Annotated in this window: 27 protein-coding genes; 13 read left to right on the forward strand and 14 right to left on the reverse strand. The window is 65.2% G+C overall.

Translation table 11 applies throughout. The features are described 5' to 3' along the window. Nucleotides 1–21 precede the first annotated feature (21 nt). Nucleotides 22–294: a DUF7553 family protein gene (locus HYG81_RS30095; protein WP_180839783.1), complete on the forward strand. Its 273-nt coding sequence runs from the start codon at nucleotides 22–24 to the stop codon at nucleotides 292–294. Between the two features lie 382 nt (nucleotides 295–676). Here the strand turns inward: HYG81_RS30095 and HYG81_RS30100 are convergent, their stop codons facing one another. Then, nucleotides 677–1312: a rubrerythrin family protein gene (locus tag HYG81_RS30100; protein WP_180839784.1), complete on the reverse strand. Its 636-nt coding sequence runs from the start codon at nucleotides 1310–1312 to the stop codon at nucleotides 677–679. A gap of 203 nt (nucleotides 1313–1515) precedes the next feature. On the opposite strand from HYG81_RS30100, the gene HYG81_RS30105 reads away from it, so the two are divergent. Next, nucleotides 1516–2739, forward strand: a complete 1224-nt coding sequence (locus tag HYG81_RS30105) for a polysaccharide deacetylase family protein (RefSeq protein ID WP_180839785.1) — start codon at nucleotides 1516–1518, stop codon at nucleotides 2737–2739. A 172-nt stretch (nucleotides 2740–2911) separates the two neighbouring features. Here HYG81_RS30105 and HYG81_RS30110 read toward each other — a convergent pair whose 3' ends face one another. Beyond that, nucleotides 2912–3775, reverse strand: a complete 864-nt coding sequence (locus tag HYG81_RS30110; protein ID WP_180839786.1) for a sulfurtransferase — start codon at nucleotides 3773–3775, stop codon at nucleotides 2912–2914. Nucleotides 3776–4052: 277 nt separating this feature from the next. Here HYG81_RS30110 and HYG81_RS30115 point away from each other — a divergent pair, with 277 nt between their 5' ends. Then, on the forward strand, nucleotides 4053–4856 hold the full coding sequence (locus tag HYG81_RS30115; protein WP_180839787.1) for a sulfurtransferase: 804 nt from the start codon (nucleotides 4053–4055) through the stop codon (nucleotides 4854–4856). Between the two features lie 155 nt (nucleotides 4857–5011). After that, the gene (locus HYG81_RS30120) at nucleotides 5012–5824 is read left to right on the forward strand and encodes an aldo/keto reductase (RefSeq protein WP_180839788.1); all 813 of its coding nucleotides are present in this window, start codon (nucleotides 5012–5014) and stop codon (nucleotides 5822–5824) included. A gap of 66 nt (nucleotides 5825–5890) precedes the next feature. Here the strand turns inward: HYG81_RS30120 and HYG81_RS30125 are convergent, their stop codons facing one another. The 3 genes from HYG81_RS30125 to HYG81_RS30135 form a co-directional block, all read right to left on the reverse strand. Then, nucleotides 5891–7327 carry a dihydrolipoyl dehydrogenase gene (locus HYG81_RS30125; protein ID WP_180839789.1) on the reverse strand — a complete coding sequence of 479 codons (1437 nt, stop codon included), beginning with the start codon at nucleotides 7325–7327 and terminating at the stop codon, nucleotides 5891–5893. Nucleotides 7328–7471: 144 nt separating this feature from the next. Continuing rightward, complete coding sequence (locus tag HYG81_RS30130; RefSeq protein WP_180839790.1) at nucleotides 7472–7993, reverse strand: hypothetical protein; 522 nt, start codon at nucleotides 7991–7993, stop codon at nucleotides 7472–7474. A 103-nt stretch (nucleotides 7994–8096) separates the two neighbouring features. Then, nucleotides 8097–8318, reverse strand: coding sequence for a type II toxin-antitoxin system HicB family antitoxin (locus HYG81_RS30135; RefSeq protein ID WP_180839791.1), 222 nt, complete (start codon nucleotides 8316–8318; stop codon nucleotides 8097–8099). A 155-nt stretch (nucleotides 8319–8473) separates the two neighbouring features. On the opposite strand from HYG81_RS30135, the gene HYG81_RS45765 reads away from it, so the two are divergent. The 3 genes from HYG81_RS45765 (at nucleotide 8474) to HYG81_RS30150 (ending at nucleotide 11394) form a co-directional block, all read left to right on the forward strand. Beyond that, complete coding sequence (locus HYG81_RS45765; protein WP_226375939.1) at nucleotides 8474–8665, forward strand: hypothetical protein; 192 nt, start codon at nucleotides 8474–8476, stop codon at nucleotides 8663–8665. 219 nt (nucleotides 8666–8884) lie between these two features. Beyond that, nucleotides 8885–10282 carry a signal recognition particle protein Srp54 gene (locus HYG81_RS30145; protein ID WP_180839792.1) on the forward strand — a complete coding sequence of 466 codons (1398 nt, stop codon included), beginning with the start codon at nucleotides 8885–8887 and terminating at the stop codon, nucleotides 10280–10282. A gap of 116 nt (nucleotides 10283–10398) precedes the next feature. Beyond that, a complete protein-coding gene (locus tag HYG81_RS30150; RefSeq protein ID WP_180839793.1) occupies nucleotides 10399–11394 on the forward strand; it encodes a hypothetical protein in 996 nt (331 codons plus the stop codon). Here the strand turns inward: HYG81_RS30150 and HYG81_RS30155 are convergent. Further along, nucleotides 11391–12398: a CBS domain-containing protein gene (locus HYG81_RS30155; RefSeq protein ID WP_180839794.1), complete on the reverse strand. Its 1008-nt coding sequence runs from the start codon at nucleotides 12396–12398 to the stop codon at nucleotides 11391–11393. The genes HYG81_RS30150 and HYG81_RS30155 overlap by 4 nt on opposite strands. Before the next feature lie 112 nt (nucleotides 12399–12510). Beyond that, nucleotides 12511–13026, reverse strand: coding sequence for a metallophosphoesterase (locus HYG81_RS30160; RefSeq protein ID WP_180839795.1), 516 nt, complete (start codon nucleotides 13024–13026; stop codon nucleotides 12511–12513). 155 nt (nucleotides 13027–13181) lie between these two features. On the opposite strand from HYG81_RS30160, the gene HYG81_RS30165 reads away from it, so the two are divergent. Then, nucleotides 13182–14126 (forward strand): cation diffusion facilitator family transporter, encoded by a 945-nt coding sequence (locus HYG81_RS30165; protein WP_180839796.1) that lies wholly within the window; start codon nucleotides 13182–13184, stop codon nucleotides 14124–14126. 25 nt (nucleotides 14127–14151) lie between these two features. Here HYG81_RS30165 and HYG81_RS30170 read toward each other — a convergent pair whose 3' ends face one another. After that, nucleotides 14152–14571, reverse strand: coding sequence for a hypothetical protein (locus tag HYG81_RS30170; RefSeq protein ID WP_180839797.1), 420 nt, complete (start codon nucleotides 14569–14571; stop codon nucleotides 14152–14154). Between the two features lie 183 nt (nucleotides 14572–14754). Between HYG81_RS30170 and HYG81_RS30175 the strand changes: the two genes are divergently transcribed. Beyond that, nucleotides 14755–16905: an ATP-dependent DNA helicase gene (locus HYG81_RS30175; RefSeq protein WP_180843015.1), complete on the forward strand. Its 2151-nt coding sequence runs from the start codon at nucleotides 14755–14757 to the stop codon at nucleotides 16903–16905. A gap of 27 nt (nucleotides 16906–16932) precedes the next feature. On the opposite strand, the gene HYG81_RS30180 is transcribed toward HYG81_RS30175, so the two are convergent. The 6 genes from HYG81_RS30180 to HYG81_RS30205 all read right to left on the reverse strand — a co-directional run bounded on the left by HYG81_RS30180 (nucleotide 16933) and on the right by HYG81_RS30205 (nucleotide 20315). Then, nucleotides 16933–17361, reverse strand: a complete 429-nt coding sequence (locus tag HYG81_RS30180) for a hypothetical protein (protein ID WP_226375940.1) — start codon at nucleotides 17359–17361, stop codon at nucleotides 16933–16935. Nucleotides 17362–17455: 94 nt separating this feature from the next. Next, complete coding sequence (locus HYG81_RS30185; RefSeq protein WP_180839798.1) at nucleotides 17456–17773, reverse strand: rhodanese-like domain-containing protein; 318 nt, start codon at nucleotides 17771–17773, stop codon at nucleotides 17456–17458. Then, nucleotides 17773–18066, reverse strand: a complete 294-nt coding sequence (locus HYG81_RS30190) for a sulfurtransferase TusA family protein (RefSeq protein WP_180839799.1) — start codon at nucleotides 18064–18066, stop codon at nucleotides 17773–17775. The genes HYG81_RS30185 and HYG81_RS30190 overlap by 1 nt, the downstream gene beginning before the upstream one ends. A 52-nt stretch (nucleotides 18067–18118) precedes the next feature. After that, nucleotides 18119–19291, reverse strand: coding sequence for a YeeE/YedE family protein (locus tag HYG81_RS30195; protein WP_180839800.1), 1173 nt, complete (start codon nucleotides 19289–19291; stop codon nucleotides 18119–18121). 253 nt (nucleotides 19292–19544) lie between these two features. Continuing rightward, complete coding sequence (locus HYG81_RS30200; protein WP_180839801.1) at nucleotides 19545–20045, reverse strand: 2'-5' RNA ligase family protein; 501 nt, start codon at nucleotides 20043–20045, stop codon at nucleotides 19545–19547. Nucleotides 20046–20120: 75 nt separating this feature from the next. Further along, complete coding sequence (locus tag HYG81_RS30205) at nucleotides 20121–20315, reverse strand: DUF7554 family protein (protein WP_180839802.1); 195 nt, start codon at nucleotides 20313–20315, stop codon at nucleotides 20121–20123. A gap of 85 nt (nucleotides 20316–20400) precedes the next feature. On the opposite strand from HYG81_RS30205, the gene HYG81_RS30210 reads away from it, so the two are divergent. From HYG81_RS30210 to lysW, 4 genes are all read left to right on the forward strand, one after another. Then, nucleotides 20401–21594 (forward strand): helix-turn-helix transcriptional regulator, encoded by a 1194-nt coding sequence (locus HYG81_RS30210; RefSeq protein ID WP_180839803.1) that lies wholly within the window; start codon nucleotides 20401–20403, stop codon nucleotides 21592–21594. A gap of 641 nt (nucleotides 21595–22235) precedes the next feature. Next, nucleotides 22236–23471 carry an argininosuccinate synthase gene (locus tag HYG81_RS30215; protein ID WP_180839804.1) on the forward strand — a complete coding sequence of 412 codons (1236 nt, stop codon included), beginning with the start codon at nucleotides 22236–22238 and terminating at the stop codon, nucleotides 23469–23471. Between the two features lies 1 nt (nucleotide 23472). Beyond that, a complete protein-coding gene (gene argH, locus HYG81_RS30220; protein ID WP_180839805.1) occupies nucleotides 23473–24927 on the forward strand; it encodes an argininosuccinate lyase in 1455 nt (484 codons plus the stop codon). A gap of 240 nt (nucleotides 24928–25167) precedes the next feature. Further along, nucleotides 25168–25332 carry a lysine biosynthesis protein LysW gene (lysW, locus tag HYG81_RS30225; protein ID WP_005554620.1) on the forward strand — a complete coding sequence of 55 codons (165 nt, stop codon included), beginning with the start codon at nucleotides 25168–25170 and terminating at the stop codon, nucleotides 25330–25332. Nucleotides 25333–25399 lie beyond the last annotated feature (67 nt).

The raw sequence follows: 25399 nt of genomic DNA on the forward strand, positions 1-25399 counted from the left end.
CCCGCTGGTGAACTGGAGCGTATGGCTCGAGATGACCTGCAGAACGCGGCCGACTCGATCGAACGGGCGGCCGACGCGACGTCCGACGACGAAGCACAGGAGCGACTCCAGACGCAAGCGGCGAAGTTCGAGGACTACGCGACGGCCGATCACGGCCCGGATCACGGACAACTCGCGCGTCACGAACACATCCTGAACGAGATCGCCGACGAGGAGGGCGGCCACGTCGCGTCGAACCTCGAGGACGCGCTCGCGTCGATCTCCGAGTTCCGGTCGACGCTCGAGGGCGTCTAAGGCCTTTCGCGGTTTTTCGGCGGCTCGAGGAACGTGTCGTACCGATTCTCGCCGAGAGATTCCTGGTATCAGTTCGTTCGGTGTGCGTTGTTTGCGTAACAGCTGATTCCGACGGAGTTGTCGCGGAAAAACCATTCTGCTAGCGCGGCAACACGGAATGGCCACGCCCTCCCCATCCGATTCGCTCCCTCACGGGTCGTGCCTCCCCGTTCGTTCGCTCATCCCTCGCACGAGATCGTCGACCGCCCTCGTATCACTCGGCCGGTCAACAGCGCGCGCCACCGCATGCCGGGTGATCGATCTGCAGTGAGATGTCTGTCCCCTGAATTGAGCACGAAGTTACGAAATATTCGTCAGCAAGAACCCGTCCGATTCCCTGCCGTTAACAAACGGGTTTGGGGTTCGCGCCCATCCCCTCGAGCGTCTCGACGTACTCGTCGTAGGCGGCCTGGATCGCGCCACTCGCGGCCTCCTGGGCGCGGTCCCAGTCCTCGTCGCTGTCACAGACCGTCTCGAGCAGGTCTTTCGCGCGCTCGAGTTGGTCGTCCAGCTCCTCGCCGAAGCCGCGGAACAGGCTGGCCGTCTGGGGGTCCGCGTCGCCGACGAAGTAGCCGACCACCTGATCCTTCGAGCGCTGGCTCGCGAGAATGCGGCCGACGAGTGCGCCAGCCCGTTCCACGGTGTCCTCGCGATCTCGGAGATACTCATGAAGCTGAGGGACCTCGCTCGGCTCGTACTCGTCGTCGGCGAGTTTGCCGTCGACGGTCTCGTAGTGACCTTGCTCTTCCTCGGCCGTCGCCTCGAACGCCGCGCGAGCCTCGTCGTCGGCCTCGTCGTCGGCCCACTCGAGGAACGTCTGCCAGGCGGCGTACTCGGCGTCGGCGGTCGCCTCGAGGACTGATTCGGTGTCGATCTCTCCGCCGGTGTCGGCGTACAGTGCCTTCGAGGAACCGAGTCGTGAGAGCGCGGTCTGGTTGTCCTCGCTGACAGTCTCGACGAACGTCTCCGGATCGGTCATGCGGAGTGCTTCGGGGGGGCTCGAGTTATGTCTGTCGTCAGCCACCCGGCGCTTCCGCGGGTATCCGTACTCCACTGCTACTGACGACTCCCGCTGCCAACCGTTCACCCCGCGTTGTCCGTCGATAGGTGCTGGTTACCAGTCGCGAACGGAACTACAACGGCGGCATAACAATGATCCTACTCGGAATTTCTTCGATCGGAATGAAACGACGAGCGTATCTGGTGACGGCCGCCGCGGCGACACTCGGTGGCTGTTCCGCCCTGAGCAATTCCGAAACGTCGGACGAACCGAACGACGATGACGACGACGACGACGATAGTTCCGACTCGCAGGATCCGATCGACGAATCGGCCGGGTCGTTCGATCAGTTCGACGATCTCTCGATGTGGACGGTGATGGAAGGCTCGCTGGAACTCGATAACGAACGCGCGTTCGTCGGCGAGCAGTCCGGCCGCATGGAGGCGACAGAGTCCGAGCGACGAGTGATGATCAAACGGCGGTTCGACCAGCCGCGGGATCTCTCCGATGAGTTCCCCGCGATGGCGTTTGCGACCGAGCAGGACGTCAATCCGATCGTCCAGCTCACCGACACTGACGGCAACCGGCTACTCCTCCAGTGTGACGTCCCGCCGGGGCTATCCTTCGCCCAGCACGATCTCGGGATCATCAGAACCGACGGCGACCCGGATCTGAGTTCGATCGCTCACATCAAGATTTCGGCGTGGGCGGGCGACAGGTCGGTGACGGTGTGGTGTGACGACCTCCACTTCGTCTCTCGGCCGGACACGGGCAAGGTCCTCCTCCAGTTCGACGCCGGTGACGAATCCACCGCCACTCGAGCCCGCTCGGCGCTGTCTGACTACGACTTCCCCGCGACCGCGTTCGTCCCCACCGATTACGTCGGCGGCTCCGGCTACGTCAGTCGGGGCCAGCTCGAGACCCTCCAGAGCGAGGGGTGGACGATCGCCAGCGGGAGTACGGCCAGCGGCGGGCTGGCCGGCCGGTCCGAATCCGCCCAGCGGGACCGCATACAGGGTGCGATCGAGTGGCTCGAGAGCAACGGGTTCGAAGACGGTGCCAGCTACTTCGGCTATCCGCTCAACCGCTACGACGAGACGACGATGGCCCTCGTCGAGGAACACCACGATATCGGCTTCGTCGGCGGCTACGGCGGCCACGCCGACCTGTTGAATCCGGCGATCGCCCCGCGGGCGGTCGGCTCGTCCGCCGACGAGGCGAAGCAACTCCTCGATCAGACGGCGAAGTTCCGGACGATTACCACGCTCAACTACGTCGATCTCTCCGGTGAATCGGGAGCGGCGCTCGAGGAGACGCTCTCGTATCTCAGCGACCTCGAGTCCGCTGGCGACCTCGAGGTCGTCGGACCGGACGATATCGCGTCGAACCACGTCTACGACGGGTAGATTTCCGGCGAGCAGTCGTCTGACGGCGTGGCTGACGCTATTTTTGCGAGTGGTGCAGAAATGGAGTGCGGCAAAGCCGCTGATTATACTTTACTGAACGACGACGCTCAGTTGCCCTGCTCCACGGGTCGCTTGCGCTCCCCGTTTCGCTACGCGGTCTCCTTCGCTACGCTCAGTCGCCCGCGCCCTTCTCGATCGGCGCGTTGACGAGGTTGCCCCACTCGGTCCAGGACCCGTCGTAGTTGACGGTGTCCTCGTAGCCGAGCAGTTCGTGCAGGGCGAACCAGGCGACCGACGAGCGCTCGCCGATGCGACAGTAGGCGACGGTCGTCTCGTCGCCGTCGATGCCCTCGTCGACGTAGAGTTCCTCGAGCTCTTCGGGATCCTTGAAGGTGCCGTCGTCATTGGTCACGGCAGCCCACGAGATGTTCTTCGCGCCGGGGATGTGGCCGCCGCGCTGGGCGGTCTCTTGGAGTCCCGGGGGCGCGAGGATTTCGCCGGAGTACTCCTCGGGCGAGCGAACGTCGACGAGGGGAACGCCGCGATCGATCGCGTTCTCGACGTCCTCGCGGTATGCGCGGATGCTCTCGCGCGGACCGGCGGCGTCGTACTCGGTTTCCGAGAAGTCGGGCTCCTCGTCCGTGGTCGGATAGTCGTTCTCGAGCCAGTATTCGCGGCCGCCGTCGAGCAGGTAGACCTCGTCGTGACCGTAGTACTTGAACTGCCAGTAGGTGTAGGCGGCGAACCAGTTGGAGTTGTCACCGTAGAGGACGACCGTGTCGTCCTCGCTGATGCCGTGGCTGCCGAGCAGTTCTTCGAAGTCCTCCTTGTCGAGGATATCACGCTGGGTCTGATCCTGGAGTTGGGTCTCCCAGTTGAACCCGATCGCGCCGGGCGCGTGTGCGTCTTCGTAGGCTTCCGTGTCGACGTCGACCTCGACCAGTCGAAGGTCGGAGCCGTCATCCTGAAAGTCGTCGAGGCGCTCCTCGACCCAATCAGCCGTGACGAGTACGTCTTTGGCGTAGTCGTTTGCCATACGCGCTCCTTGGATAGCGACACACAAAGGGACTACTTAACCGGTCAATTCAGACACCAGTCGACTCTGTCGGAAAGGATTGCCGCAACTCGACTCACCGATCCGCATCATCGTTCGGACAGCGGCTGTATTCGTCGGATTCGCGGTGTTTGCGCTCTTTCGTGAGAGACAGCGGGCAGAAAATCCGCCGAAAACGAGCAATTGTTGCCACTGTTGCGGTAGCCGAAAGCGGTGGAAATCGGTGCGTACTCGGGTCTGCGTTTCGAAGGATCACCCAATGGACGAATCCGTCGTCGTCTCTCCCGACTGGCTCGCAGCGCGTCTGGACGACCCGGCCGTACGCATCGTCGACGTCAGGGACGCCTGGGAGTACGACGGGATCGGTCACATCCCGGGTGCAGTGAACGTTCCCTTCGACAGCTACCGCGACGAGAGCGATGTCGACCGCGGCACCTTGCCCGGTGCCGAGGCCTTCGCCGACCTGCTCGGCGAGGCAGGGATCGACGCCGACGACACGATCGTCACCTACGACGATACTCACGGCGTCTTCGCCGCCCGGTTCATGCTCACCGCGCTCGAGTACGGCCACGACGACGTGCGGCTGCTCGACGGCGACTACAGCGCCTGGAACCGGGAGTACGAGACCACAAGTGAGGTCCCGGAGATCGAATCGACGACCTACGAGCCCGATCCGCTCTCACCCGAAGAGAGCCCGCTGGTCGGCTACGACGCCGTCGTGGACGCCCTCGAGCGCGACGCCGTTTTCGTCGACACGCGCGAGCGTGAGGAGTTCGAGGAGGCCCGTTTGCCCGGCGCGGTGCGCTTCGACTGGCGCGAGGTCGTCGACGACGAGACGCGGCGGCTGAAACCCGAGGCCGAACTCGAGGACCTCCTCGCCGAGCACGGGATCACGCCGGATCGGGAAATCGTGCTCTACTGCAACACCGCACGACGGATCAGCCACACCTACGTCGTCCTCAAAGCGCTGGGCTACGAGACCGTCCACTTCTACGAGGGGAGTCTGACGGAGTGGCTCGCCAACGACGGCGAGGTCGAGAGCGGCCCGGTCGCGTCCGAGTGAGCCCCGAACCGACGGGCCGCGCCGTCGAGTTACACGTCGCTACCCCGGCCGACGGTTTCTGAACCGCCGAGTTCGCCGAGTCCGTCCGATCCGGTAGCGGGAATCCGTGCCGGTGATCGGAAGACCCATCCACCGGTATCGAATACGCCGCACCGATGGTCCGCAATTCCTTGCCGAGCATCGGCCTCGGCACCTATTCCGAAGACGACCGTGAGCAGTGGCGCGACACCGTCGAGACGGCGCTGAACGTCGGCTACCGCCACGTTGATACGGCCCAGGTGTACGAGAACGAACGGTACGTCGGCGAGGCGCTCCGATCCGCGTCCGTCGACCGCGAGGACGTTTTCCTCTCAACGAAGACGGTCCACCACGACGTCCCACCCGAACCCGCGGCCGTTCCCGACGCGATCGACGGCTGCCTCGAGCGCCTCGGCGTCGAGACTGTCGACCTCCTGTACGTTCACTGGCCCTCCGGCATCTACGACCACGAGGCGGTCCTGCCCGCCTACGACGAGGCCTATCGGGCGGGGAAGACTCGCCGCGTCGGGCTCTCGAACTTCACGCCCGACCTGCTCGACGAGGCGCTCGAGGTCCTCGACGCGCCGCTGTTCGCCCATCAGGCCGAGATGCATCCCCTGCTGCCACAGGAGGAGCTGGTCGCCCACGCACAGGACCACGACTACCGGTTCGTCGCCTACTCGCCGCTGGCGAACGGTGAGGTACTCGACGTACCCGAAATCCAGCGGGTCGCCGAGAGACACGATGCGACGCCGGCGCAGGTGTCCCTCGCTTGGCTCCTCGATCACGACAACGTCGCTGCGATCCCGAAAGCGAGCAGTCGCGAGCATCTCGAGCAGAATCTGGCTGCGCGAGCGCTCGAACTCGACGATGACGACATCGAATTGATCGACTCGATCGATCGTCGACAGCGCGTGATCGACCCTGATCACGGGCCGTGGAACTGGTGAATCGCGGCGACTCTCGGGGAGACGGAGCCGGCGGCGGCCGTTCTCGGATCGCCCTCCGTCGGGCGATCACGAGACGTCTCGCCAGTCCGGTGCCGTCGAGTATGGCGCGTCCGAGAGGTCGTCGAACGCCGCATAGACCACCTCGTTCAGCGCGGGGTGGACGTGGACCGGCCCCGCGACGTCATCAACCGTTCCGCCGCCATCCATCGCGACGACCACCTCGTGGAGCAGCGTCGCGGCCTGCGGGCCGACGATGTGACAGCCCAGAATCTCGCCGTCCGGCGCGGCGATGGCCTTGACGAAGCCGTCGTCGGCCTCGAGGATCATCCCCAGCGGCGCGGCCCCGTAGGGGACGGTTACGGCCTCGTACTCGCGGCCTTCGTCCTCAAGTTCGTCCTCCGTTCGCCCGACGCTCGCGACCCGTGGGCTGGTGAAGATTGCGTGTGGCATGGCCTCGTAGTCGATCGTCTTCCCGGCATCGTCCAGTACGTTCGCCGCGACAGTCTTCGACTCGTCGTCGGCCGCGTGCTTGAACGGCTGCTCGCCGACCACGTCGCCCAGCGCCCAGACGTTCTCGGCGGTCGTCTCGAGGCGCTCGTCGGTCTCGACGTACCCTTTGTCGTCCGCTTCGACGCCCGCGGCCTCGAGGTCAAGCGCGTCGGTATTGGGCCGCCGACCGGTCGCGAGCAGGAGGTCGTCGGCGGTGAGTTCGACGGTGTCGTCGCCGCTCTCGTCCTCGCCCGCGGGCTCGGCCGTCACGGTGACGCGGCCGTCGGTTTCGGCGACCGACCCGGCTTCGTAGCCGGTGTACACGTCGCAGTACGTCTCGAGCGATTCGGTCACGACCGCGCTCACGTCGTCGTCCTCCCGCGGGACCAACTGGTCGCTGCGGCCGACGATCGAGACGTCGGCTCCCAGCGCACCGAAGAAATAGCCCAGTTCGGCTCCGATGTAGCCGCCGCCGACGATCACGAGCTCGTCGGGGCGTTCCTCGAGGAAGAGCGCGTCGTCGCTCGTGAGAAAGTCGACGTCCTCGAGGCCGTCGATCGGCGGGACCATCGGTCGGCTCCCGACGGCGATGACGACGGTCTCGCCGCGGATCCGATCGGCTTCGTTCGCCTCGTCGTTCGGATCGATCTCGATCGTTCGGTCGTCGACGAACCGGCCTTCACCGCGGTAGAGCGTGACGGTTTCGCTGTCCCGGAGGCCGGACTCCTGATTGTCCGCCTTCGCGTAGACCGTGTCGTGAACCGAGGCCGTGATCTCTCCGTAATCGATGTCTTCCAGCCGCGCGGGAACGCCGAACTCCTCGGCTCCGCGAACGCCTTCCACGACGTCCGCGCGGTGGATGAGCGCCTTCGAGGGAACGCAGCCGCGAGTGATACAGGCCCCGCCGAGCGGTCCGGGTTCGACGACGGCCGCCTCGAGGCCCTCATCGGCCGCCGCGGTGGCAACCTGACTGCCCGAGCCGCCGCCGAGCACGACGATATCGTACGCATCCATACCGTTCGAAACCACGAACGGCCGCGTAAAACGGGGGCCTGCTATGCGAACCCCGGTCAGTCCCCGCTGCGCCGGCCGACGATCGTATAGTAGCCACTGAAACGATTCACACACTGATCGCAACGCAGTCATTCGATCAGGTGTTCAATGACTTTCAGTGGCTACTCTAACCGCCGCCGTCCCGGCGAGTCCGTGATTCCCCTCGTCGTCGCGTTCCCACTCGAGCCGCCCCGTCGATTCGTTGCCGTCGAACCCGGTCTCGTCGGTCCGGAAGAACAGGAGGAGAACCGATTGACCGTCTCGATCCGCGTCGATACCGTGACCGTCGCCGACCGGTCGGGCACCGCCACCGTCATCGACGACGTCGGGCGCACCGAACCGGTACCGAACCGGCTCGCTCGTCGGATCGAACTCGTCGGTCTGTCGGACGGCAACAGGGACGACGCCGCGACTGTCCGGATTGATCGGCGCGCGATCGCAGCCCGGTCGAATCTCGATCTCGAGGTCGGTCGGGAAGTGTGCGGCGGCCTGTCCGCCGAACGCTGCGATTCCGAGCGTCGTCGCAACCAGCCCCGTTCCGGCCTGGAGGACGCGTCGTCGACCGAACGCAGCGTTCGTTTTCGTCGATTCCACCTGTCGTGACGGCTCGTGCGGTGTGTCTGCCATGCGACGCTTGCAGATCCATCGCCGCTGGTAATATCCGGTCTGGTCTCCCTCTCGAAAAAACATGTACTGCTACCGACGCTCGCGTCATCGAACGCGGGTCGTCTCAGAGCCAATCGTCGCCCGGATCGTCGTTCGTCGCTTCCGTGTACCCCTCGACCGCCGCCGCGAGGTTCGCGAGGGCCTCTTCGGGCGTCTGCCCCTGGCTCGAGACGCCGGTCTCCTCGTCGTCGGCGATGTGAAGTCCGTGCTCGTTTTGCCGCATGGTCACGTCCGCATCGTCGAGGGCCTCATACTCCGAGGGATCCACGTCTGCGTCGGAACTCATACGTAGGGATTGTCGCGGTCGGCTGAAATACTCTCCGACGCCGGGCGATTGGTTCGGACGTGGTGTGATCGAGGCGCTTCCGCCGATATCTTCGCTACCTCTCACATATGTGCGATAGCTGAAAATATATTGCTGGACAGCGCGTACGTGCTCCCATGACCGAGTTCGATCCGGTACCGGATGCCGATGCCGTCGACGAGGTGCGCCAGCGGTGGCGAGAGACGACCGACACGTTCGGACGCGTCTACGACACCGTTCGAACCCGCATAACGCTCGTCTCCATTTCCACCGCCCGCCCGACGGAGTCGAGACTGCCGATCTCGAACTCCCGTCACTCCATTCGTTAGACGTCCTCTCGACGGTTCTGGCTGCCGCCGAAGACCGGCTCGAACGGATGTGGGACGCGGACTCCTGAGTGTGAGTCATCGTGGCTGCTGAGTCGCCCGAGTACGGGAACGGTTTGACCGAGTACAGAAGCGTGACCGACGGAGTTCACGCGTCGAACCGAGTCTGTCGCGTCGGTCGTAGAAAAAGCCTTTAACACCATCGCCACGTAGTCCCAGCAAATGGTACTCGACGATCTCGGGAGTTCTCTGCGGGGCACCCTCGACAAGCTCCGCGGGAAGTCGCGACTCAGCGAGGAAGACATCGAGGAGATCGTCAAGGAGATTCAGCGCTCGCTGCTCTCCGCCGACGTCGACGTCTCGCTCGTGATGGAGCTGTCGGACAACATCAAAGAGCGCGCCCTCGAGGAGGAACCGCCCGCCGGCACCCCGGCGCGGGACTTCGTCCTCCGCATCGTCTACGAGGAACTGGTCGATCTCATCGGCGACTCCACGGAGTTGCCCCTCGAGGAACAGACGATCTTGCTGGCCGGTCTGCAGGGGTCCGGTAAAACCACGTCCGCCGCGAAGATGGCCTGGTGGTTCTCCACCAAGGGGCTCCGACCGGCCGTTATCCAGACGGACACCTTTCGGCCCGGCGCGTACGATCAGGCCCGGGAGATGGCCGAGCGCGCGGAGGTCGACTTCTACGGCAACCCCGATAGCGAGGACCCCGTCGAAATCGCCCGGAAGGGCCTCGAGGAGACCAGCGAGGCCGACGTCCACATCGTGGACACGGCGGGTCGCCACGCCTTAGAGGACGATCTGATCGACGAGATCGAGCAGATCGAGGGCGTCGTCGAGCCCGACACGTCCCTGCTCGTCCTGGACGCCGCGATCGGGCAGGGCGCGAAGGATCAGGCACAGCAGTTCGACGAGTCGATCGGGATCGACGGCGTCGTCATCACGAAGTTAGACGGGACGGCGAAGGGTGGCGGAGCCCTCACCGCGGTGGACCAGACCGACTCCTCGATCGCTTTCCTCGGGACCGGCGAGGAGGTCCAGGACGTCGAACGCTTCGAGCCCGACGGCTTCATCTCGCGGCTGCTCGGCATGGGCGATCTCAGCCAGCTCGCAGAGCGCGTCGAGCGCGCGATGGAGCAGACCGAGATCGAGGAAGAAGATTGGGACCCCGAGGACATGTTGCAGGGTCAGTTTACCCTGAACGACATGCAGAAACAGATGGAGGCGATGAACAACATGGGGCCGCTCGATCAGGTGATGGACATGATCCCCGGTCTCGGCGGCGGGATCAAAGACCAGTTGCCCGATGACGCGATGGACGTCACCCAGGATCGGATGCGGGCGTTCACGGTGATCATGGACTCGATGACCGAAGCGGAAAAGGAGTATCCCAAAGCCATCGGTGCGAACCAGATCAAGCGCATCGCCCGCGGCTCGGGCACCAGCGAGGAGCAAGTTCGGGAACTGCTCCAGCAGTACAAGATGATGGAGCGTACCATCAAGCAGTTCCAGGGAATGGGCTCCGAACAGGAGATGCAGCGCATGATGAAGCAGATGCAACAGGGTGGCGGCGGTGGCGGTGGCGGCGGAATGGGCGGTATGGGTCCGTTCGGGTAGGTCTCCCCTCGTACTCGCCTGTCGCTGTTTTGCGGAAATACGCCGAAAACGTCACATGACGTGACGTTCATTCTGCCACCACGTTAATGCTCTTCTAGACGAATCCTCGAGTAACAATGAATCGTCGGCAGTATCTCACCCGCACCGTCGCGGCCGGTGCAAGCACAGGAACCCTGGCAGGACTAGCCGGCTGTCTCGGTGGGCTCACCGACACATCGGATGCGAACGAAGTCACGGTCAGCGATCGAACCGGTGAACGCGCGCTCAGCCGCGCTGCAGGCAGTCTGAACAAGGCCGCGCAGTCGCTGGACGAACTCGAGGGCCTCGAGAACCCCGAAGACATCGACTTCGATCCACAAAAACCGCACAACCACCTCTCAGCTGCTCGCGAGCACCTCGATACGGCGGAATCGGAGCTGGGTGACGACCGGGAAAGCGACATCGAGACGCTCCGTTCGTACGCGGACGCCGTCGACGGCCTCATCACGGTCACCGCGACGATCACTGACGACACGCTCGCCGACGATATCGAGGCCGTCAACGCGGTGCTCGAGGAGGAGGGGGACCTCGAGGAGGCAAACGAGACCGTCGACGACCGCAACGAGACGGTCACCGGCGCACGCGAGCGCCACGAGGAGGTGACGGCGACGATCGATGCCATCGACGGCGATCGGCTCGCCGAACTGTCCGGTATCGATCTCGCGGATCTCGAGGACGGCGCAGCCACACTCGGCGACGCGGTGATATCGCTCGAAACCCTCACCAGGACGTACGACGCGACGCTGGACGGCGACGATGGGTACGGCGCGCTCGAGCGAGGCCGAGAGTACGCGGACGACGGCGAGTACGAGGCCGCACAGGCGGAGTTCGAGACCGCCGAAGCGACGTTTGCGGCGTCGCTGGATCGACTCGAAGCCGGACGATCCGAGGCTCCGGAGGGATTCGTCGACTACTTCGAGACGGCGTCGTGTCAGAACGGCCATCTGCGAGACGCGGCGGGGGCGTTCGCCGAATCGGCGGCCGCCGCTGCGGACAGGAATCCAGTCGCTGCCGAGAGCTACAAGAAGCAGGGCGAAGACTCGCTCGATGCGGTCGGGTCCTGTTCGAACTAATCGGACGACCCGGTCGTCGCTGCACCGCGCTCGTGGTCAGCCACCGGCGGGAGTTCGTCGATCAAGACGACCGCGTCTCCCTCGAGGACTGTCGTCCCGTCGCCGTCGAGCACGACGGTTTCGATCCGATACTTCGCCCGCCCAAGGTCCTCGACGATCTCGCAGACAGCGGTGGCGCGGGTGCCGATCGGCAGCGGGGCGCGGAAGCTGCTCTCCTGTGAGAGGTAGATCGTCAGTCCCGGGAGCCGGGCCAGCGCCGCGCTGATGATCCCGTTGGCCAGGACGCCGTGGACGATTCGCTCACCGAAGCGCGTTTCGGCGGCGTAGGCCGCGTCGAGGTGGACTCGGTTGGTGTCGCCGGTCACCGCCGCGAAGGCCTCGACGTCGTCTTCGGAGATCGGTTTCGAGAACCGGGCGACATCGCCTACCGAGACGGTCGACTCGTCCTCGCCGCGGTACTCGAACTCCCAGTCGTCGCGCTCGTACTGGGTGTCGGTCCGCACCTGTCGCCGAGGCGGCTGATCGCGCGACTCCGTCGCGCGGTGGACGAGCTGTGGCACGTAGTAGGAGAGCTCGATCGTCGTGACGATACCCCGCAGTTCGCCGGTGGCGTTGCTTCCCTCCGTCTCGGCCGTGACGGTGCCCCCGTCCGTCTCGGCCACGGCGGTGTTCTCTTTCGTGCTCGAGACGACCGGCAGATGTTCGATATCCGCCGAGCGCAACAGCGCCACGGCGTCGACGATCGAGGCCGTCGGTTCGATCGTCGTCAGGGGTCTCGACATGATTTCGCGCATCTCGAGGTGGCCGAAATCCACCCGTTCGCACAGTTGCGTGACGAAGTCGCCCTCGGTGACGATGCCGATGGGCTCGTCGTCCTGAACGACGACCACCGAACTGACGCTCTCGTCGCGTAGCAGCGTCGCCGCCTCGGTTGCGGTCGCGTCGGGCGGAACGGTGACGACGTCCTCGACCATGATCTCCGCGACGGGTATCGTGTCGTGCATCTGACGGCCCATACGCGGGCGACCCCTATCAGTCGTTGGTGAATCGCTGCCGTCGTTCAGTCTGGATCTCAGTAGCTCCTCGCTCTCCCTCTCTTGCCACGAGACGTTACGGTTACGCCGATCGGATCTCGAGCGACTCGATCAGCGTCCCGTCCGGTTCCCGAATTGCTCCCTCGAGCGCGCCGTCGTCGCGCTCCTCGAGGGTGGCGAACCCCGGTCGGTTCCCGCGCGGATCGGCGTGGCTACCGGGATTCAGCAGGGTGGCGTCGTCGGTTTCGACGACCGTCGGCCGGTGGCTGTGGCCGAAGACGACGACGTCGGCCTCCCTCGAGCGACCGAACATCGCGAGCCCCGTTTCGCCGCCGTCTTGGCGGTGCGTGACGGCGAATCGGACGCCCGCCGCCTCGACGACGCGGGCCGTCGGCAGTCGGTCGCACACCGCCGGCTCGTCGGCGTTTCCGTGGACGGCGAACAGTCGGTCGCACTCGTCCTGGAACGCATCGAGAGCGGTTTCACTCGTGAAGTCTCCCGCGTGGATGATGGTCTCGGCCTCGCGGGCCGCAGTCAGGGCCTCTCCCTCGAGTTCGTGGCTACGTCTGCTGTGCGTGTCCGAGAAGATCGCGATCATGGTCGTCCTTCGGTCGTCGCTGACAGATCCCTTTCGGATGCGGTCGACTCACTCGTCCGACCCGTAGACGGGAATGGGGAACCCGGGTCCGAGACGGTTGCAACCGGCTCTAGAACGGCTTACACTTTTAGGTGACCCTTCCGTAGTCGTCGCCGATGGCCAGTAGCACCTCCGTCGTCCTCGCCGCACTGTTTGCGAACGGTGCGATTGCGATTCTGAAGTTCGGCGGGTTTATGCTCACCGGGAGCCCCGCGATGCTGTCGGAAACGTATCACTCGATTTCGGATACGGGCAATCAAGTCTTCCTGCTGGTTGGAATCAAGTACGGCGCACAGGAAGCCAATCGGTCCCATCCGTTCGGCCACGGGAAGGCGCAGTTCTTCTACAGTCTCCTCGTCAGCATCATGCTCTTCGGCATCGCCGGCTGGGAGAGTGCCAGACACGGTTACAGCGCGCTACAGGAGGGCGGCGTCCATCGGGCCAGCGAGGACGTCTCCCTCTTTGGAATGATGGTCGATCCGATCTCCATCAACTACGCCGTGTTGCTCGGCGCGATCGCCTTCGAGTCCTACGCGCTCTGGAAGGCCTACCAGGGAATGAGCCGTCAGATGGACGAGTACGGCTGGTCGACCTTCCGCGAGGCGTTCAGCAAGACCAGCGACGTGACGACGCTGACCGCGCTCACCGAGGACACCATCGCGCTCGCCGGCGCGGGGATCGCCCTCTTCGGGATCTACTTCACCCAAGTCACCGGAAACCCGATGTACGACGCCGGCGCGGCGCTCATCATCGGGATCATGCTCATGGGATTCGCCGTCGCGCTCGCCTGGGAGAACAAGCGGCTCATCATCGGCGAGAGCCTCTCGAAAGACGCCGAGGACGAACTCCGCACCATCGTCGCCGACTGGGACGGCGTCACCGACCTCGTCGACTTCCGGACCGTCTACTTCGGGGCCGAAGAGCTGCTCGTCACCGCCGACGTCGCGTTCGAGCCCGACCTCGATACGGCGACGATCGACGAGCGAATTACCGCGATCGAACAAGCCCTGATCGCCCACGACGACCAGGTCCAGAAGGTCTACATCGAACCCGAAACCTGAGCACCCGTCGTTGCTCTCGGTCGCGCTATTCAGTCGGTTCAGCGTTCGCGTCGTCTCTATCGTCGTAGCCCGCCACCACCGTCGATCCCGGCGGCCGGTCGTTCAGCACCGTCGTGACCGTCGTCTTCTCCAGATCGACTGTCGACTCGAGCGGCTCCCACCCATCGTCGGTTTCGACGGCGACCGCGACGTCTGTCGGGCTCGCGCCGGGCGGCAGCCTCGAGGGGTCGTAGACGAGCGCGATCCGGACGGCTTCGACCGCCTTCAGGTCGTCGAGAGCCACGAGGTCGACGGGATCTGCGAGCGCATCCACCGGCGGCTCGCGGCCGCTCTTCGCGAGGCCGAACTCGTCGGGAATGACGCCCGCAACGACGTCGACGCTGGCACCCGCGCTCTCGAGCGTGTAGTCGTTGACGTTACTGGCATCGTATCCGGGAATCGCCATACCAGAAGCAGGCACTCGAGACCTATGGCCCTGTACCGTGCGTTCGCCGGCCGGTGGTAGTCTGTGTCACGTGACAGTCGCAGTCGTCGCCACGGGCTGATCGCGTAAATACCACGAGCGAATCGAGACGAATCCTTTTATCGCAGCGCGAACCTATCACGTACTGTGTCCGAGACCGGGTACATGCGCTTTTTCCCGTACGACCGGCCGTACGAGAACCAGCGCGAGGCGATGGACCGCATCCACAACACCCTCGGGCGGGGGCAAAACGTCCTCTTCGAGGGTGCCTGCGGGACCGGCAAGACGCTCTCGTCGCTCGTGCCGGCCCTCGAGGTCGCCCGCGAGCGGGACAAGACGGTCGTCATCATGACGAACGTCCATCAGCAGATGCGCCAGTTCGTCGCCGAAGCCCGCGCGATTACGCGCGAGGAACAGATTCGCGCCGTCGTTTTCAAAGGAAAATCGTCGATGTGCCACATCGACGTCGGCTACGAGGAGTGCCAGGCCCTGCGGGACAACACCCGCGCCGTCGTCGATACCGAACGCGACCGCGAGCAACTCGAGCGCCGACAGCGCGAACTGCTCGCCGAGAGCCAGGACGGCGACGGGTCGGCGGCAGACGCCCGCAGCGCCGTCATGGACGAACTCGAGGAGATCGAGGAGCGACTCGAGGACCTCGAGGAACAGAACGTCTGTGACTACTACCGGAACAACCTCACCGAGGATACGGACGACTTCTTCGGCTGGCTCTTCGAGGACGTTCGCACGCCCGACGAGATTTACGAGTACGCCGAACAGCAGCAGTTCTGCGGGTACGAACTATTGAAGGAGGGGATCGAGGGCGTCGATCTGGTCGTCTGTAACTACCACCACCTGCTCGATGCCACGATTCGCGAGCAGTTCTTCCGCTGGCTGGGTCGCGATCCGGACGACGTGATCGCCGTCTTCGACGAGGCGCACAACGTCGAGGACGCCGCCCGCGAGCACGCCACCCGGACCTGCTCCGAACGGACCTTCGACTCCGCGCTCGACGAGTTGGCCGACGCCGACGACCCCCGCTCGGAAGATGCCGCGAACGTCCTCTCAGCCTTTCACCGCGCGCTCGTCGAGACCTACGAGGACTCCTTCGGCTTCGGCGATCGCGAGGGGATCGGCGAGAACTGGGAAGACGTCCCCATCGCCAACGAGGACCGCAAGGACGACCTCACCCTCGAGTTCCTGCAGCGCTACTCGGGACGGGGGATCGAGGACGACCTCGAGGCCGCGATGAAACTCGGTCAGGAACTCGACGAGCAGTACGAGGAAGCCTACCGCGAGGGCGAGACGGCCACGCGCACGGAGTGTCAGACGCTGGGGGCCGCCGGCTTCGTCAGCGCGTGGATGTCGGAGAGTTCGGCAGAGGGACTGTATCCGGTCGTCTCCGTCACCCGCGACGCCGGCACTGACGAGATATACGGCCGCGCGGAGCTCTACTCCTGTCTCCCGCGGCAGGTGACCGGGCAGCTGTTCGACGAGATCTACGCGACCGTCCTGATGAGCGCGACCATCCAGCCGTTCGACGTCACCGAGAACGTGCTGGGCCTCGAGGACGCGGTGACGATGGCCTACGGGCTGCAGTTCCCCGAGGAAAACCGTCGAACGTACGCCGTCGAGACGCCGCCGCTATTCTCCTCGGATCGCGACGATCCCGCGGTCCAGGAGGAGGTGACAGAGACGATCCGCGACGCCGTCCGGATGACGCCCGGCAACACGCTCGCGTTCTTCCCCAACTACGGCGAGGCGGGTCGCTACGGCGAGCGGCTCGAGCGCGAGACCGACGGTACCGTCTATCTGGACGAACCGGGCGTCTCCGTCGAGGAGCTCCGCCAGCAGTTCGTCGCGGACGACGACGCGGTGCTCTGTACCTCGCTGTGGGGTACTCTCGCGGAGGGGGTGAGCTTCGACGGCGACGACGCCCACACGGTGCTGGTCGTCGGCGTTCCGTATCCGCATCTGGACGATCGCGCCGAGGCAGTGCAGGACGCCTACGACGTGGCCTTCGACGGCACCGACACGGGCTGGCGCTACGCCGTCGAGATTCCGACGGTCCGCAAGACCAGACAGGCGCTCGGCCGAGTCATCCGCTCGCCGGAGGAGGTCGGTGTCCGCGCGCTGCTCGACCGTCGCTACTCTCGCTCGGCGAAGTCGGATCTCGGCAAGTACAGCGTCAACGGCACCTTCCCGCACGAGGAACGCGAGGAACTGATCGACATCGCGTCGGACAAGCTCAAGTTCGCGATGCTCAACTTCTACGGCGGCCACGACGCCTACGACAGCGAGCCGCCGGCACCCTGACTACTCTCGAGTCGCACCGTCACGTCGTCACTCGCTCGATTCGATCGTCACGTCGGCCGCGCCGTTCGTGACGATCACGAGGTGGGTCCCACCGTCTTCGGCCGTCACGTCGGCCGCGCCGTTCGTGACGATCACGAGGTGGGTCCCACCGTCTTCGGCCGTCACGTCGAACGTCTCCGGCTCCGAGATCGATCGCGTCTCCATCGGCCCGTTCTCCGCGTGGTCGAGCCGGAAACTGATACTGTCGGACTCGACGGTCGTCTCGTTATCGGATTCGGCGACGGCGACGTTCTCGACGGTCACGGTCAGTTCCTCGCCGGCTTCGGCGCTGAACTCCGCCGTCTGCTCGTCCTGAACCCTCGAGTCGACGTAGCCGTCGTCCGTGAAACTCGACAGCTCACTACATCCCGCGAGAAGGACCGCTGTCGAACCCGCGACGACCGTGCGTCGGTACATGGCTACGAGATAGCGAGACCGTCGAGTAATAGCCACCGGACGACTCACGGTTCGATTCCCGGCTCGAACTCGCGAGCCGCCACTCCTTCGGCGATCAGTCGGCAGTCGACGACTCGAGTGGCTCCCACGCGTCGTAGCCGCCGGCCATGCTCGCGACCCGTTCGGCGTCGCCGTACTCGTCGATGAGGCGTGCGGCCTGGACCGACGTCTGGCCGATGTAACAGTAGACGACCACGTCGTCGGCCCAGTCGCGGTCGACGACGGTCTCCTCGAGCTCCTCGATACTGACGCGTTCGGCGTCGGGGAGGTGCCCCTCGGCGTAGTCCTCGTCGTCGCGGATGTCGATGAGGTCGAACTCGTCGTCGCGTTCGATGCGCTCTCGGACCGTCTCGGGGGTGAGTTCGTCGACCATTATCGTTTCCGGAGGTAGATTCGGTAGACCGCGTCGCCGCTGCGCCACACCTGCGCGTCGGCGTCGTCGCCGACGGCTCGGGGAACGTTTTCGGTACAGGGGACGTGATCCGTCTCCTGAACGAGGAGGTCGCCCGACTCGAGTCCCTGGAGTCCCTTCTTGGCCTCGACCTGCGGGTAGGGACAGACCTCGCCCATCATGTCCTGGACGAGGTCGGCCTCCTCGAGGAGTTCGTCCGCTCGGTCGTCGCTCAGTTCGTCCGGTGCGTTCGTGACGTCGTCGATGGATGGCATTGTATCGTGTTTCCGTGGTCGGAGTGGTTTGTAGTTGGCGAACGATTCGTTCTCAGATCGCACAGCCGACTTCGCGGTAGATCCAGTGGGTCATCACGTAGACGCCGGCGACGATGCCGATTGCGGCGATGAACGAGTGGATCGAGAGCTCCGCGATGCCGGAGTAGATGTTCCCGATATTGCAGCCGGGGGCGAGCCGCGAGCCCGCTCCCATCATGAGGCCGCCGACGACGGCGTTGGGCAGCCGTCGGCGCTTCGGGACTCGCACGGAGAAGTCGCCGCTCCAGAGGGCGGCGAGGAACGCGCCGACGATGACGAAGCCGATCATCACCATGTCGACGGTCATCCCGACGCCCTGCCCCTGGAAGAGGACCGAGCCCCAGTAGTCGAACGATCCTGAGTCGACGCCGACCTGCGAGAGGAGATAGCCCGTCCAGCGGGCTTCGGGACCGGTGACGCCGACGATGGAGACCTGGCTGAACCAGAGCACGGCGGCGGCGGTGATCCCGAGCGCTGCGGTCCGCGGATCCCACGGCTGCTTGCTCGAGGCGATCGGATGCTGCCACGCGCGGGCGAGGCCCCGGAAGTATGCCGCCGTTCCGCGAGCGAACCCGCGGAGGCCCACGACCGGCGCGAGGAGCGCGGTCGGATTGAGTTGTGCCACGTCCGCGCGCTCGCCGAACGCGGCGGCCGTTGACGAGCGCCCGGTCAGCGTGGCGTAGACGAGCAGCCCGGTGACGGCGACCGCGAGGGCCAGAAGTCCGGCCGGGACGGACGTGAGTTCGAACAGGGTCGCCCCCGTCCCGAACGTGAGCGCCTCGAAATAGGTGCTCTCGAGCGTCGGGAAGGCGACGGTGAATCCGGCGTAGCCGACCCCCATGAACAGCAGAGTGAGCCAGAACTGCAGGTAGCCCTCACCGGCGCGGTAGAGCGTCCCGCTGGCACAGCCGCCGGCGTAGGTCATGCCGATTCCGAAGATGAAGCCGCCGACGAGGCCGGTCAGCCCCCAGTCGGGCGTCCAGAACCCCTGATAGTACCCGAATTGATAGGCGATACCCCAGAAGACCATCGTCAGAAGGGTCGCAGCGAGCACCCCCTTCGTGACCCGGGAGTCCTTGTACGCGAAGAAGTCCCGGAACGCGTTTACGAAGCAGAATCGCCCCTTCTGGAGGAAGGCTCCGAGGGCGATTCCGACGACCGCTGCGACGAGTAGCGTTGAAACCACAACAGTGCCAAGGGCCGGGGCGACTTAACCCGCAGCCAGCCGGTTGACGCTACCCTGACCGCTGACGCCCCGCTACTGCAGATTACGGCCAATTTAGCTGCCGAGCGGATCTCTCTTCGGGAAGGGGCGCTGCGCACTCCGGCGTAGGTAGCAGCGGTATTTGCGGATCCTGATTGAGAACACCTCCCACCTTCGAGCCACCGCCGGCGGCTGACGGTGAACGCGTGCAGCCGTCGAAACCGACTCGGACCCCCTACGCCGGTAACGAGATCCGACTTACCGGCAGCTTGTAGGTCCCGTCCCAGAACTCGAGCGCGCTGACCGTCCACCGGATCGGCTCGATCTCGCGGTCGGCCAGCCGCTCTGCGGTCTCGAGGTCGCCGCCCCGAGCGAGCGTCACGTGCGGGACGTAATCGCGACCCTCGAGTCCCTCGACCGTCTCGAAGGTGTCGGTGAGGTCGGCGTGGATTCCCTCGAGGCCCGGGCTCTCGACGGCCAGATAGACGACCGGTGCCGAGCCCAGCGGGGGATCCTCGAAGTAGTCGATGCCCGTGATTTCGGCTTCGACGGCTGGGGATCCCTCGAGCGCGCGGTGGGCGCGGTGCTGGAGCTGTGCGACGTGGTCGGCCTCGCCGAGTCGTTTGAGCAGACACGAGTGGTCCTCGCGGACGGTCTCGAACCCGATCAAGTCGGGATGGAGCCGGTTCGCGAGCTGGCGGACGCGGCCGGGGACCGGGACGTTGACGCTGTACACTTCGGTGGATAGTGGGTCGAGACGGCTATCAGTCTGGTGGTCTCGCCGGCTCGAACGGTCGTATCGCGTCTGGCGTTAGATCCGATCGAGCAACCAGAGCACGATCATCACGGCGATCGCGAGCTGGACGACGAGGACGAACGGGCCGAGTAGACTCGCGATACTCCCGATCACCGCCCCGACGATCTCGAGGACGAGCAGTACGGCCACCAGCGCGAGGACGATCTTCAGGAGCATTTCGACCTCGAGTTCGCCGCGCGTGTCGGACATACACTCACCTTCGGCTGACTGTGTGAAAAACCATCGCTCCCGCGGTCGGAAAGACCTATTTAGACGGCCACGGCATGTCCCCATAATGGACGTGAGGGGGTTGCGGGCCCTGGTTTGCGTGCTCGTGGTGGTCGCGTGTTCGCTCGCGCTCGTCTCGGTACCGGCTGCCGTGGCGGCCGACGCCGGGACACAGCGAGCGGCGCTACAGGAAGGGCCGGACGGCAACGAGACGGGCTCGAACGAGAGCGTACAACTCGAGGACGCCGATCGGATCCACATCGACGTCGTCATCGCCGAGGACGGGTCGGCAAAGGTGACCGCCGACTACCAGTTCAATCTCTACGGCGAGAACAGTTCCGCGGCGGAGTGGGAGTCCCTGAACGAGAGTCTCTCGACCGACAGGGAGCGGTACGTCGAGGAGGAGCGCGATAGTTGGAACGACACCCTCGCGAAGGCGCAAAACCAGACGAGTCGTGAGATGAACATCTCGGACGTCTCCATCACGACGGAGGAGGATTCGCAACCGCGGGAGATCGGCCACGCGAAAGTCTCCTTCACGTGGTCCGAGTTCGCGCTCGTCGAGATGACGCAGATCAAAGCGGGCGATGCGCTGTCCGGATTCACGCTCGAGGAGGGGACGACGTTGCAGTTCCACTGGCCGGAGGAGTACACCGTCTACGAGAACAATGGCGAGCCACAGATCGATCCGATGCCGAACGAGCCGGCGGAGGGATCCGTCGCGTGGCACGGTGAGGAAACGTCGTTCACTGACGACCAGCCCCGGGTCGAACTGACCAAGAACGGCAATTCGTCTGCGGGACAGACCCCGTCTAACAGTGGGCCGGCGATGCCGTGGGTGATCGTCCTCCTCGCGCTCGCCCTGTTGGCAACCGTCGGCGTCGCCGGCTGGTTACTCGGTCGAAATCGTGCTGGTACCGGTTCGATCGAGGCCGAGTCCGAAGCGCAATGGCGGACCGACGGCTCAACTACTGACGACTCACCTACCGATGGCTCGACCGCCGTCAACTCGAGCCAGTCCGATGATCCGCCGGCGGACGGTCCTCCGCCGGAACTGCTGAGCAACGAGGAACGGGTCCTGCGCCTGCTCAAACAACGCGGCGGGCGAGTCAAACAACAGGAGGTCGTCTCGGAACTGGACTGGACCGAGGCCAAGACGAGTCAGGTCGTCGGCGACCTGCGAGAGAACGACGAGATCGACGTGTTCCGGATCGGCCGGGAGAACGTGCTGGCGCTGCCCGAGGACGAGTCGGGCCGGTAGCCGACACGGATCGTCTTCTCGTTCTCTCAAGGAGACCGTTGGCTCACTCCGGACCAATCAACCGACCTGCGGTGGCGCGCGCTGGGCCGCGGTGAATGCTAATGAACCGCGGCACGACGCTGCGCGAGGGATGAGCGAGTGACGGGAGGAGCGAGCGAATCGGCTGGGGAGGGCGTGGCGATTCCCTGTTGCCACGATAGCAGGACACCTGCTCTGCAATCATCGCCCCATAAACCAGCTGTTCCCTTCATAGCGATACTGTCCCAATTGTTCTCCTCACAAGCGTGATAGCCCCGAGACCGTTTCCAGTATCTCGTACGGTTCTTCGAGATCGGCCGCGTGTCGTGGTGTTGCCCGTCGGGAGCGCGATGTAGTAGGATTTAAGGCTGTGGATCTGCAGTGTTCGACCAATGAGCCACTCCGTCGGCACGCCGCTCGCCGTTCCCGGTACCGACGGGACTCTCGCTCGGCGGCGACCGCGACGGGGCCTTTGAGCCCACTCTTTACCTCACCCCACGTCCCCGGATCGTTCCACGGTTCCCGAAACTGCAGAATTTTCGGTTAGCAGCGCCTCTCTCGTTTATTTTCGAAATTAAAACCAACGGGCTTAAGTCCGTCCTGGGGGTTTACTCGAGTACGATATGACCCGCGTGGCACTTGCGTTTTCGGGCGGCCTGGACACGACTGTCTGTGTCCCGCTGCTCGAGGAAGAATACGGATACGACGACGTGATCGGCGTCACGGTCGACGTCGGCCAGCCGGCCGAAGAGTTCGACGAAGCCGAAGAAACCGCCGAGGCGCTCGGCCTGGACCACTACGTCGTCGACGCGCGAGAGGAATTCGCGCAACTCTGTCTCGAGAGCGTTCGCGCGAACGCGACCTATCAGGGCTACCCGCTGGGAACGGCGCTCGCCCGTCCGGTGATCGCGGAAGCGATCCTCGAGGTCGCAGAGGAACAGAACTGTACCGGCATCGCCCACGGCTGTACGGGCAAGGGTAACGACCAACTCCGCTTCGAGGCCGTCTGGCGCAGCTCGGACCTCGAGGTCATCGCCCCCGTGCGCGAACTCGGGCTCACCCGCGAGTGGGAGCAAGAGTACGCCGCCGAGCGTGACCTCCCCGTCGAGGGCGGCAGCGGCGGCGACTGGTCGATCGACACCAACATCTGGAGCCGCTCCGTCGAGGGCGACAAGCTCGAGGACCCCAACTACGTCCCGCCGCGGGACATCTACGAGTGGACCGACGAGCCCGGCAGCGAGACCGAGGAGATCGAAATCACCTTCGAGCAGGGTTACCCCGTCGCCGTCGACGGCGAGGAGTACGAGCCGGTCGCACTCATCGAGTCCCTGAACGAACTCGCCGGAAGCTACGGCGTCGGTCGCACCGACACGATGGAAGACCGCATGCTCGGGCTGAAGGTTCGCGAGAACTACGAGCACCCGGCCGCGACGACGCTGCTCAACGCCCACGAGGCCCTCGAGGGACTCGTCCTCACGCAGGAGGAGCGCCAGTTCAAGAAGCAGATCGACCAGCAGTGGTCCCAGAAGGGCTACGAGGGCCTGATCGACGCGCCGCTCGTGAGCGCGCTCGAGGGCTTCATCGCCGAGACCCAAACGCGCGTGACGGGGACCGTCACGATCCGCTTCGAGGGCGGCCAGGCGCGTCCGGTCGCTCGCGACAGCAAGTTCGCGGCCTACTCCGCCGAACACGCCTCCTTCGACACCGAGACGGTCGGCAAGATCAAGCAGGAAGACGCCACCGGCGTCGCGAAGTACCACGGCTTCCAGCGCCGCCTCGCGAACGAGGCGATCGCCGCGAACGCAGCCGACGAGGAAGTCGAACTCGCGACTGACGGGAGCGGAGACAACGAGGAATAAGATGACAGAGGAGAGCGCTCACGACGGTGTCGTCCGCCGGGACCGCTTCAGCGGCGGGCCCGCCCGGAGCTTCCTCTCCTCGCTCGCAGCGGACGAACGAATCTTCGCGGCCGACCTCGAGGTCGACCGCGCGCATACAGTCATGCTCGCCGAGCAGGGCATCATCGCGGACGACGTGGCCGGTCAGATCCTGACCGCGATCGACGCGATCGAGGTCGACGGCCACGACTCGCTGCCCGACGGCGAGGACGTCCACGAGGCCATCGAGACCGCCGTCATCGAACGCATCGGTGCGGACGGCGGAAAGATGCACACCGCGCGCTCGCGCAACGACGAGGTCGCGGCCTGCATCCGCTATCGCCTGCGCGAGGACGTCCTCGAGGCGATCGAGACGACGTTGGCGCTCCGCGAGTCGCTCGCGGACGTCGCGGCCGACCACCGGGAGACGATCATGCCCGGCTACACCCACCTCCAGCCCGCCCAGCCGACCACCGTGGCCCACTGGGCGCTGGCCTACGAGGGAGCGGTTCGCCGCGACACCGAACGGCTGCTCGAGGCCTACGGCCGGATCAACCAGTCGCCGCTGGGCGGGGCCGCGTTCGCCGGAACGACGTTCGATATCGACCGCGAGCGCACGGCTGAACTGCTGGGCTTCGATAGCGTCGTCGAGAACTCGATGGACGCCGCCTCGAGTCGGGACTTCCTGCTCGAGACGACGCAGGCGCTGTCGACCCACGCCACGACGCTGTCGGGGCTCGCGGAGGACGTGATCATCTTCGCGAACCGCGGTTTCGTCGATCTGGCGGACGACTACTCCTCGACGTCGTCGATCATGCCCCAGAAGAAGAACCCGGACACGCTGGAGCTCGTCCGCGCAGTCGCGGGCGACGCGGCCGGCGGGGTGCAGGGGTTGACGACGACGCTGAAAGGATTACCCCGCGCGTACAACCGCGACCTCCAGCGGGCGACGACCCACGCCTGGGAGACCGTCGACGCAGTGACCGAGGCGAGCGAGGTCGCGGCGGGCGCGGTCGCCACGGCCGACTGGAACGAGGAGACACTGGCCGCGGAGGCCGGCGAGGACTTTTCGACGGCGACCGGCGTCGCGGATCTGCTGGCGGCGAACGGGTTGCCGTTCCGGACCGCGCACGAACTCGTGGCGGTCGCAGCCGAGAGTGGTGCGAACTATGACGCGCTCGAGTCCGCCGCCCAGGAGGTTCTGGGCGAATCGCTCGAGGCCCACGTCGATCCCGCGGCCGTCGAGGACGCGCTCGATCCTGTCGAGAGCGTCGCGAGTCGCAATTCGCAAGGTGGTCCCGCCCCCGAGTCGGTCGACGCCCAACTCGAGTCGGCCCGCGAGGCGCTCGCGGCCGACGAGGAGACGCTCGCGGACGCGGCCGACGCGCTCGAGGCGGCGCACGAAGCGCTCCGTTCGGAGGTGAACGGCTATGTCTGAGACAGCCGCGCGACCCACCGGTAGCGAGGAGTGGGCGGATCAGTTGCCACAACCGCGACCCGTCGGCCGACCGTCCCGGCGACGGTCCCCGCGGGGGGACAATTTACCTGCTTCATGATATGTCAAAGTAGACCTGCGGTGAAGTAGCCCCCACGGACCGATAGAGTGGCGTGCAGTTAGTATAATTTTGCTGTTAAGTTCGAAGGCTTTAAGGGATCCCGGCTCCCACGTGCGAGTACAATGACCGAATGCGTCGAGTGTGGGGCTGAGGTGTCCCTGCACGACGATCTGGAAGTGGGAGAGATCGTTGACTGTACGACCTGTGGAGCAGAGCTGGAAGTCGTCGACACGGAGCCGCCAGTCCTCGAGCGGGCCCCAGAGCTCGAAGAGGACTGGGGTGAGTGACCTTGCAGACGGGCACGATATCGCCGTCCCCTATCCAGACGGTTCGCGGAGCGCGTAGCGCCGCGAC

The organism is Natrinema zhouii (assembly GCF_013456555.2).
Taxonomy (GTDB): Archaea; Halobacteriota; Halobacteria; order Halobacteriales; family Natrialbaceae; genus Natrinema; species Natrinema zhouii.